Origin of the sequence: Sphingomonas sp. CCH5-D11 (assembly GCF_001557395.1) — a bacterium.
In the GTDB taxonomy this organism is placed as follows: domain Bacteria; phylum Pseudomonadota; class Alphaproteobacteria; order Sphingomonadales; family Sphingomonadaceae; genus Sphingomonas.
In genome coordinates this window covers 1-9,971 of sequence record NZ_LSKH01000266.1, presented here as the reverse complement: position 1 = coordinate 9,971, position 9,971 = coordinate 1, and the positions used below count along the sequence as shown (strand labels likewise).

The 9,971-nt window shown below is 66.2% G+C and carries 7 protein-coding genes; 2 read left to right on the top strand and 5 right to left on the bottom strand.

What is annotated here, in order from left to right:
* Positions 1-13 precede the first annotated feature (13 nt).
* Positions 14-808: a thymidylate synthase gene (locus AX702_RS16475; RefSeq protein WP_066781364.1), complete on the bottom strand. Its 795-nt coding sequence runs from the start codon at positions 806-808 to the stop codon at positions 14-16.
* A gap of 106 nt (positions 809-914) precedes the next feature.
* On the opposite strand from AX702_RS16475, the gene AX702_RS21740 reads away from it, so the two are divergent.
* Positions 915-1,283, top strand: coding sequence for a JAB domain-containing protein (locus tag AX702_RS21740; protein ID WP_082746325.1), 369 nt, complete (start codon positions 915-917; stop codon positions 1,281-1,283).
* On the opposite strand, the gene AX702_RS16465 is transcribed toward AX702_RS21740, so the two are convergent.
* The 4 genes from AX702_RS16465 to AX702_RS16450 form a co-directional block, all read right to left on the bottom strand.
* A complete protein-coding gene (locus tag AX702_RS16465; protein ID WP_443026307.1) occupies positions 1,206-2,045 on the bottom strand; it encodes a class I SAM-dependent methyltransferase in 840 nt (279 codons plus the stop codon). The genes AX702_RS21740 and AX702_RS16465 overlap by 78 nt on opposite strands.
* Before the next feature lie 47 nt (positions 2,046-2,092).
* Positions 2,093-3,220: a peptide chain release factor 2 gene (gene prfB, locus AX702_RS16460; protein WP_066781360.1), complete on the bottom strand. Its 1,128-nt coding sequence runs from the start codon at positions 3,218-3,220 to the stop codon at positions 2,093-2,095.
* 159 nt (positions 3,221-3,379) lie between these two features.
* Positions 3,380-5,887 carry a transglycosylase domain-containing protein gene (locus tag AX702_RS16455; protein WP_066781358.1) on the bottom strand — a complete coding sequence of 836 codons (2,508 nt, stop codon included), beginning with the start codon at positions 5,885-5,887 and terminating at the stop codon, positions 3,380-3,382.
* A 127-nt stretch (positions 5,888-6,014) separates the two neighbouring features.
* Positions 6,015-7,259, bottom strand: a complete 1,245-nt coding sequence (locus tag AX702_RS16450; RefSeq protein ID WP_066781356.1) for an N-acetylmuramoyl-L-alanine amidase — start codon at positions 7,257-7,259, stop codon at positions 6,015-6,017.
* Between the two features lie 457 nt (positions 7,260-7,716).
* On the opposite strand from AX702_RS16450, the gene AX702_RS16445 reads away from it, so the two are divergent.
* The coding region (locus AX702_RS16445; RefSeq protein ID WP_231731899.1) for an Rne/Rng family ribonuclease at positions 7,717-9,971 on the top strand (2,255 nt) is incomplete at its 3' end.

The following is a 9,971-nucleotide window of genomic DNA, read 5'->3' as shown; positions in this document are numbered from 1 at the left end:
GTGAACAAGCGGGTCATACCGCCACAGGCGCCTTGATATGGGCCTGCGCGGAATAATCGTGCAGCACGAAATCCTCGAGCTCATAGGCATCGATCGACGGCGGCTTGCGGACGATCTCCAGGCGGGGCAGCGGCCCCGGCGTCCGGCCAAGCTGAAGCCGCGCCTGCTCCAGGTGATTGGCGTAGAGGTGGCAATCGCCCCCGGTCCAGATGAACTCGCCCGGCTCCAGCCCGCATTGCTGCGCCAGCATGTGCGTGAGCAAGGCGTAGCTGGCGATGTTGAAGGGCACGCCAAGGAAGATATCGGCCGAGCGCTGATAGAGCTGAAGCGACAGTCGCCCGTTCGCGACATAGGTCTGGAACAGGCAATGGCACGGCGCCAGCGCCATGGCGTGCAGGTCGCCGGGGTTCCACGCGGTCACGATCTGGCGACGGGAGGCGGGATTGGTGCGGATATCCCCGACCAGCCCTTTGATCTGATCGATGTGCCGGCCGTCCGCCGCCACCCAGTCGCGCCACTGCTTTCCATAGACCGGGCCGAGATCGCCCTGCTCGTCCGCCCATTCGTCCCAGATGCTGACCTTGCGATCCTGCAGCCAGCGCACATTGGTGTCGCCGCGCAGAAACCACAGAAGCTCCACGATGATCGAGCGCAGATGCAGCTTCTTCGTGGTCAGCGCCGGGAAGCCTTGCGCCAGGTCGAACCGCATCTGGTGACCGAACACGCTGAGCGTCCCGGTGCCGGTGCGATCCATCTGCTGCGCGCCCGAATCGAGCACACGTTCCATGAGATCAAGATATTGCCGCATCGATCGGACGCTACAGCCGGCCCGCGCGACCGCCAAGCCATCGTGACCCGATCCGTTACGGCGCGGATGCCTTGCGCCGCCGATCGGAGGCAACGAACCCGTAACCATGCAGTGTTTCGATCCGGCAATCCGCGGGCATCTGGCCGCGATGGCACGCGCAGTGACCGAATCGATCGCGTTCGTCTTTCTCGACGAGCGCGGGAGCACGCTGGGGCTGCACCACATCCTCTCGAGCAAGGCCTCGTCGGTCGACGTGCCGCTGCGCACCATCGTGGCAGTGGCGATGGCGCATGATTCTCGTGCCATCGTGATGGCGCACAATCACCCGTCCGGAGATGCAGAGCCTTCGCCGGAGGACCTGCGCACCACGCGCCGGGTGGCGGCGGCGCTCGACAGCTTAGGGATACGGCTGGTCGACCATCTCGTGCTGGCCGGCGATTCCGTTGTCAGCTTTCGGGCGCGCGGGCTGCTGTGACTGGTTCATGCCGCAGGGGCGGATAGCTGCCGGCTCCGGTCGGGGCCCGACCGCCCGGAAGGTCGCGAAATATCCGCCGGCAGACGGCATCGGCGTCATCGTCACCAGCTGATAGCCGACAGCCGCGAATTCGCAGCGGAGCAGGGTTGGCGGTGTGCCGTGATTGGCCGTGGAGCGATCCGCATCGACCACCACCACCTGCCCGTTCGGGCGAAGCGCGGGACGCATCCGCCACAGGAACTCATAAGGCTCCTCGATCTCATGATACATGTGCACCATGAAGATACGATCGAAGCTCGCCTCCGGTAGCTTCGGATCGGAAGGCGCCCCCAACTTCACGCTCACGTTATCCAGCCGGCCACGCGCCACGCGTTCGGCGAGAGCATCGCGAACGGCCGGCATCACATCCTGCGCCAGCACGCGCCCTTCCTTGCCGACCTTCTGGGCAAGGCGCATGGTGTAATAGCCCTCGCCGGCGCCGATATCGGCCACCGTCATGCCGGGCTCGATCGCTGCGCGCGCCATCACCGTGCCCGCTTCGTTCAGCCGATCGCGCGCCTCCTCGTTGGACCAGCGCGAGGAAACAATGTTGGCGACCGGGCGATAGGCCTCGGGGAACGGCCCCGGCTCCTGCGGCTCGTCCTTGAGCAGCGGCTCCCCGCCTTCACACGCCGCCCCCAGCAACAGGAGCGCGGCGGCGGTGATGGAGCGCGCGATGGCCCGTCCCCGCCGCGCGCCGGAAGCAGCCGCGCCGCGGATCACCGTCGGCTGCCGTCCGGCACAGAAATGCGATCGAGCGCCGCCCATCCTCAGTCGACATCCTCCACGTCGACCGCTTCGCCGGTCACGCGCTGTGCCAGCGCAGCAGCCATGAAATCGTCGAGGTCGCCATCGAGCACGTCGCCCGGCGAGGTCGAGGTGGTGCCGGTGCGCAGGTCCTTCACCAGCTGGTACGGCTGCAGCACATAGGAACGGATCTGGTGGCCCCAGCCGATATCGGTCTTGGCGGCGTTGATCGTGTTCGCCTCTTCCTCGCGCTTGCGCAGCTCATGCTCGTACAGGCGCGCGCGCAGCTGATTGTACGCCTCTGCCTTGTTCTTGTGCTGCGACCGCTGGTTCTGGCACGCCACCACGATCCCGGTGGGCAAGTGGGTGATGCGCACCGCCGAATCGGTCGTGTTGATGTGCTGCCCACCCGCGCCCGACGCACGATAGGTGTCGATGCGCAGCTCGCTGTCGTTGATTTCGATGTCGATCGAATCGTCGATCACCGGATAGACCCACACGCTGGAAAAGCTGGTGTGGCGGCGCGCCGAGCTATCATATGGGCTGATGCGGACGAGACGGTGGACGCCGCTCTCGACCTTGGCATAGCCATAAGCGTTCTCGCCCTTCACCAGCAGGGTGGCAGACTTGATCCCCGCCTGCTCGCCCGAGTGATAGTCGACCAGTTCGACCTTATAGCCATGCCGCTCGGCCCAGCGCGTGTACATGCGCTGAAGCATCTCGGCCCAGTCCTGGCTTTCGGTACCACCGGCGCCGGCATTGATCTCGACATAGGTGTCGTTCGCGTCCGCCTCGCCGGACAGCAGCGCCTTCACCTTGTCCTTCTGCGCGCGTTCGGCGAGCTCGGCGAGCGCCTTGGTGCCGTCCGAGGCCATTTCCTCGTCGCCCTCGGCTTCGGCCATCTCGATCAATTCGGCCGTGTCGCTCAACTCGCGCTCGATGGTGCGCGTGGCGGTGATCGCCTCATCCAGACGGCGGCGCTCGCGCATCACCTCCTGCGCCGCCTTGGGATCGTTCCACAGCGTCGGATCCTCGACCCGCGCATTGAGTTCATCGAGCCGCCGCAGCGCACGATCCCAGTCGAGGCTGCGCCGAAGCAGCGCGAGCGCCTCGTTGATCGTATCCACATGAGCCTGCGCTTCGGCGCGCATCTTCTTTCTCCACTTCTCGCGTCATTTCAGCAACCTGGAGGCACGAAGGGCCGGGGCATCGCTGCCTGGCCGGACGGCTCCAGCCAAGGCTGGCATGACGGTATTTGGCTGGCGGACTTAGGACCAGAACGGCGGCAGGACAATGCCGCCGCCTGCCGATCAATAGATACCGCCTTCGCGCTGCAGGAAGTCGCTGTCGCTCGCCTGCGTCCTGGTGCCTGCGGCCGTGGGGACGGCGCTCGGCTGTGCGGTGGGTCGGCGCGGCGCGCGGCGCGCCTCCGCCTGTGGCTTGAACGCTTCCCAGATCACCGCGGGCTTCGGATCATTGTCGTTCGGGAAGGTGCCGAACACCGGCCGGCCGCTTCCCCGGTCGACCCGCACCATGCGGATGCCGGCAGGCGCGCGGAACGGCAGCGGATCCATGCCCTCATAGGCCTTTGCCGCCCATTGCTTGAAGATCGGCGCGGCCAGCGTGCCGCCCTGCGCGTAACCGCCCAGGTTCACCGGCGAATCATATCCGATGTAGACACCGGCCACCATTTGCGGCGTGCCGCCGATGAACCACACGTCCTTGGGCCCCGAGTTGGTGCCGGTCTTGCCGAACATTGGCCGGTTCAGATCGCGCAGCACCGTGGCGGTGCCACGCTGGATCACGCCCTCCGCGATATGGACCATCTGATAGGCGGACATGGCATCAAGGACCTGGCGCCCACGACGAACTGGGCGGGGCATCGCCTTTCCGTCCCAATCGGGCATGTTGCACCGATCGCAGGCACGCCAGTTTTCCGGCCAGATCACCTGGCCGCGACGGTTCTGGACATAATCGATCAGCGTCGGGGCATGCCAGCGCCCCTGATTGGCCAGCACGCCATAAGCGTTGACCATCTTCATCACCGTCGTCTCACCGGCACCCAGGGCGTAGGAGAGGTAGGGTTCATAATCCCCGATCTCCATCGCCTTCATCAGGCGAACAACGTTTGCCATGCCGGTCTGCGCGGCGGCGCGCACCGTCATCAGGTTGCGCGACTGCTCCACGCCCCAGCGCATGGTGTGCGGCCCGGCGCCGCGCGAATTGGCGAAGTTGCGGAAGCACTTCTGCCCGAGGCGCGGCCCCTGGTCGACGCAGAAGGGCCCGTCGACGATGATCGAGGCGGGCGTCATGCCGTGTTCCAGCGCGGCGGCATAGACGATCGGCTTGATGGTCGAGCCCGGCTGGCGCATCGCCTGAGTCGCGCGGTTGAACGACTGGAGCGAGGCGTCGAAGCCGCCCTGCATCGCGAGGATGCGGCCGGACTCCGGCTCCTGCACCACGAACCCGCCGGAGATCTTGGGCACGGACCGCAGGGCGAAACGGCTGCCGGATGGCGCGACCGCAATCACATCGCCTGGCTTCAGGCTGTTGAAGGCCGGCGTGCTGCCGCCGCGTACCGGCATCTGCGCGGCCGATTGCGGCAGAACGCCCTGATCGCCGTTCGCAAAGCCGATCTGCGCGTCGCCGCCATCGCGCGAGATCACGATGGCCGCTCGCCAATCAGCATGGTCAAGATTGATGTTGGTGTTAAGCAGCGCGACCTGCCAGCGATCGTCCTCGATCTCGACGTGGCGCAGCGGTCCCGCAAAGCCGCGTCCGCGATCGTAACGCAGCAAACCGTCGCGCAGCGCCTCGGCCGCCGCGGTCTGCACGCGCCGATCCAGCGAGGTGCGCACCCACAGACCACCGGAATAGACGCTGTTGGCACTGTCCCGCGCGGTTTCGCCGAAGCGATCGATCAGTTCGCGGCGGACCTCCTCGACGAAATAGCCGCCGACGCGCTCGAATTTGGGCACGCGCCGGATGATGGCGCCGATCGGCTGCGCCCGCGCCTCGTCCCGCTGGGTCGCGGTGATGAAGCCATTGCGCTCCATCTCGCCAAGTGCCCAGTTCCGCCGCTCCAGCGCGCGATCGGTATCGCGGAACGGATCGTAGTTCGCCGGTCCTTTCGGCAGAATGGCGAGATAGGCCATTTGCGACAGCGCCAGCTCGTCCAGCTCCTTGTCGAAATAGGCATGGCTCGCGGCCTCGACGCCATAGGCATTCCGCCCCAGGAAGATCTGGTTGAGGTAAAGCTCCAGGATCTGCTGCTTGGTCAGCGTATCCTCGATCCGCCAGGCAAGGATCGCTTCCTTGATCTTGCGGGTCGGCGAATAAGCGTTGCCGATCAGCAGGTTCTTGGCGACCTGCTGCGTGATGGTGGAGCCGCCGCGGGCCCGCTGGCCGCTGCCGAGCTTCGATACATAGTCGATGACGGCGCCCGCGAGGCCGGGATAGTCCACGCCGTGATGTTCGAAGAAGGTCTTGTCTTCCGCGGCGAGAAACGCCTGCACCAGCGTCTTGGGATATTCCGCGAAAGACAGTTCGACGCGACGTTCTCGCGCATAGGAATAAACCGGTGCACCATCGATGCCACGCACGTTGGTGGGCAGCGGCGGCTCATAGGTACGCAACTGCTCCACCGACGGCAGATCGCGCGTGATGAAGAACCACCCACCGCCCAGGATGAGGAGGCCGATCGCCGCCAGCACGGCAAGCACCTTTACCCACCAATGGCGCCAAAGCCGCGACAGATGCTCGCCGACGCTGCCGAGGCGCCGTTGCGGCTTCATGGGTTCAGGAGGAGAGGACGCCATACGCGACGCCGGTGTTTAGGGAGCCCCCGTGCGGCTGGCAACATCAAGCCCATGCCGCCACGCCATCATTCGGCGCACCCCGCGGCCCGGCCGGCGACAAGCGCGCCGGCCGCAGCCCGTCGCGGCCTCAGCGGGACGCGGTTTGGGCCATGCGGCGGGCGAAGTGAATGTCCACCGCCCGGCGCACGCTTTGCGCGATCCGCTCCCGCCCTTCTTCGCTGTCCAGAAAGGCCGCATCCTCGGCGTTGGAGATATAGCCGGTCTCGAACAAGATCGAGGGCATGTCCGGCGCCTTCAGGACAAGCAGCGATGCCATGCGGTGAAAGTTGCCTTTCACCGGAATGAGCGGCTTTGCCTCGCGGCCAAGCAGCCGGGCGAAGCCGGCGGACGCGTTCATCGTCTCGCGCTGCGTCAGGTCGATCAGGATGGACGAGACGTCCTCGCTTTCATCAAGGTTCACGCCGGCGATGATGTCCGCCTTGTTCTCGCGCGCGGCAAGGCGCGCCGCTTCCTTGTCCGAGGCGATGTCGGACAGGGTATAGGCTGTGGCACCCGACGCCTCGACGTTGCCGGCGCTGTCGCAGTGGATGGAGATAAACAGATCCGCGCCAAGCTGGCGCGCCACGCCGAACCGCTCACGGTGAAGGATGTAGCGATCGTCATCGCGAGTGAGCGCCACGCGCACCCGCCCCGATTCGAGAAGCTCGTCGCGGATCGCGCGGGCGATCTTCAGCGTCACGTCCTTCTCGCGCAGGCCGGTTTCCGGGTTGATCGCGCCGGGATCGTTACCGCCGTGGCCGGCATCGATCACCACCAGCGGGCGACTTTCATCTCCGCGCACCCGCGGCAGCACGCTCTTGCGTGCCGGCGGAACGGGGATCGACACCTTGTACCTGGGCTTCGCCTTTCCCCATTCGAACGGGAGAAAGCTTAACGGCGATGCGGCGCTGGCCGCTGCGAAACGGCGGCCGTCCACCTGGCGCAAGGACAGTTCCAGCGTGCGCCCATCATCCTGGAACTCGCCGCGCGACACGATCATCGGCTCCGCCAGATCCAGCACCACGCGCGCGCCATCCGCCCCGCGCCATCCCTGCCGGACGGCAGTGACCGCACCATCGCCGCCGCTGGCACGCCCCGGAGCCGCCCCGTCGATATCGATCGCGATCCGTTGCGGCGCATTCAGGATGAAGCTGGACGCGCCGCGCACCGCTTCATCGAAGCGAATGGTGATCCGCCCCTCCTGCACGTCCACACGCTGCACCGTCGCAGCCCAGCCAGGCGCGCCGAATGTGAGGCCAGCCAATATTGCGAGCAGCATCGACATGCGCCCCGCATGCCGCGCCGGCTGCCCGCTGGTCCAGCGAAAAGCCATGTTACGCCCTACCCTTTTTCCCTGTGGAACTCGGGTTACGCCCCTGCTGGTTCAATCGCAGTTGCGCATTGGGGTTAATAGCACGTTCGGCATGTTTTTGCCGACCGGCCGGCAAGGACGTTCCGGTTGCCCAATAACAAACGACTTGCTAGTCACCATGTTGATCGGATTGCGGGCCGTTGCGCCCGCTCCCGACCCACCGCCCAACCGGCCGATCGAGCCGGCGCGGGCAATCAGGTTGACGTACGCATGCCGCATATTCCCCCACCGCAGTTCCGACCGGCTTTCGCCGGCGGTGCGGGCGCGGGGCTGATCCAGGGCGTAGCGCCCGGACATGCGCAGCGGACGAAGGCATCGTTTATCACCATCCGCTTGTCCGCCCCAGATGGGCCGACAGCGCCTTTTTATCGCGCGACCCCGCCGCCCGGCGGCGCGAGTCGCGCGCGGAGACCTTATAATGACCATGCGCATGCTGATCGACGCACGCCACCGGGAGGAAACCCGCGTGGCCGTCGTCAAAGGAAATCGCATCGAGGAATTTGATTTCGAAAGTGCCGAGCGCAAGCAGCTCAAGGGGAATATCTATCTTGCCAAGGTGACCCGCGTGGAGCCGTCGCTCCAGGCCGCCTTCGTGGACTACGGTGGCAATCGCCACGGCTTCCTCGCCTTCTCGGAAATTCACCCTGATTATTACCAGATCCCCAAGGAGGATCGCGAGGCCCTGCTGCGCGAGGAAGCGGAGCATGCGGCCGAGGAAGCGAAGCTGCGCGCCGAGCAGGAGGCCGCGGAGGATGCCGATTTTGACGGTTCCGACGACGACGCCGACTTCGCGGAGGATGACGGCGACGCGGATGCCGATGCCGCCGACGAGGGCGAAGGCGATGCGGACGGCGATCGCCCCGCCTCGCCCGCATCGGGCATCAACGACGATCAGGTCGAGGCGCTGCGCCAGCGCCGCATGAACCTGCGCCGCCGTTACAAGATCCAGGACGTGATCCGCCGCCGTCAGGTGCTGCTGGTGCAGGTCGTGAAGGAAGAGCGCGGCAACAAGGGCGCGGCGCTGACGACCTATCTGTCGCTCGCTGGCCGTTATTGCGTGCTGATGCCCAACACGTCGCATGGCGGCGGGATCAGCCGCAAGATCAGCAATTCGGCCGATCGCAAGCGGCTGAAGTCAATCATGGCGGAGATGGAACTGCCGCCGTCGATGGGCTGCATCGTGCGCACCGCGGGGCTCAGCCGCACGCGCACCGAGATCAAGCGCGACTTCGATTATCTCGCCCGCCTGTGGGACGGCATTCGAGACAAGACGCTGACCAGTGCGGCACCAGCGCTGATCTATGGCGACAGCGACCTCATCAAGCGCGCGATCCGCGACATCTACAACAAGGATATCGACGAGGTGATCGTCGAGGGCGACGAGGGCTATCGTCAGGCGAAGGACTTCATGCGCCTGCTGATGCCCAGCCACGCCAAGCGCGTGAAGCATTACAGCGATCCGATTCCCTTGTTCCAGCGCAGCCATGTCGAGGACCAGCTCGCCGCGATGTACCACCCCGTGGTGCAGCTGAAGTCGGGCGGCTATCTCGTCATCAACCCGACCGAGGCGTTGGTCTCGATCGACATCAACTCGGGCCGCTCGACGCGCGAGCACAATATCGAGCAGACCGCGACCGCGACCAATCTGGAAGCGGCGCAGGAAATCGCCCGCCAGCTGCGCCTGCGCGACATGGCCGGCCTCGTCGTCATCGACTTCATCGACATGGACAACAATTCCAATGTCCGGAAGGTCGAGAAGGCGATGAAGGAGGCGCTGAAGAACGATCGCGCCCGCATCCAGGTCGGCCGCATTTCGTCGTTCGGCCTTATGGAAATGAGCCGCCAGCGCCTGCGCACCGGCGTGCTTGAAGCCTCGACGCGCCCCTGCCCGCATTGCGAGGGCTCGGGCTTCGTCCGCACCGCTTCCTCGTCGGGCCTCAGCGCGTTGCGGCTGATCGAGGATGAGGCCGCGCGCGGCCGCGGCTCGCTGCTGACTTTGCGCTGCAGTCAGGAAGCCGCCTTCTATGTCCTGAACCGCAAGCGCGCCGACATCGCCGAGATCGAGGATCGCTATGGCGTGACGGTCGAGATCCTGCCGGACGGCGAGCAGGAAGGCGCGCGCATGTCGGTCGAGGCCTCCGGTCCGCCGCCGGCCTATGCGCCCAAGTTTGCTCCGCCGCTCGAGGAAATCGAGGAGGACTTCCCCGAGGAGATCGAGGAGGAGGAAGAGGAGGAAGCCGCCGACGAGGAAGCGCCCCGCGCCGAAGAGTCGCGTGGAGACGACGGCCGTGAGGGCGGTCGCAAGCGGCGGCGCCGTCGTGGTCGGCGCGGTCGCGCCAATGGCGAGGCAGGCGCCACGCCGGCCTCCAACGCTGACGTCAGCGAAGAGGACGAAGGCGAGGGCGAGGACGAGGTCGTTGAAACGGTCAACGCCGACGAAGACGCGGCTGGCACTTCCGAGCCGGACGATGCCGAGGCGACCGCGGAAGGCGAAGGCGGTCGCCGCCGTCGCAATCGTCGTGGCCGCCGTCGGCGCCGCGAGAATGGTGCGGAGGGTGAGGCCAAGGGCGGCGAGGCCGATCTGACGGCCGAAGCGCAGCCGACGGCACCAGAGGCCGCGCCAGTCGTGGCAGAGGCGCCAGCGGTCGAGGTCGCTGCACCGGAGGTCAGCAC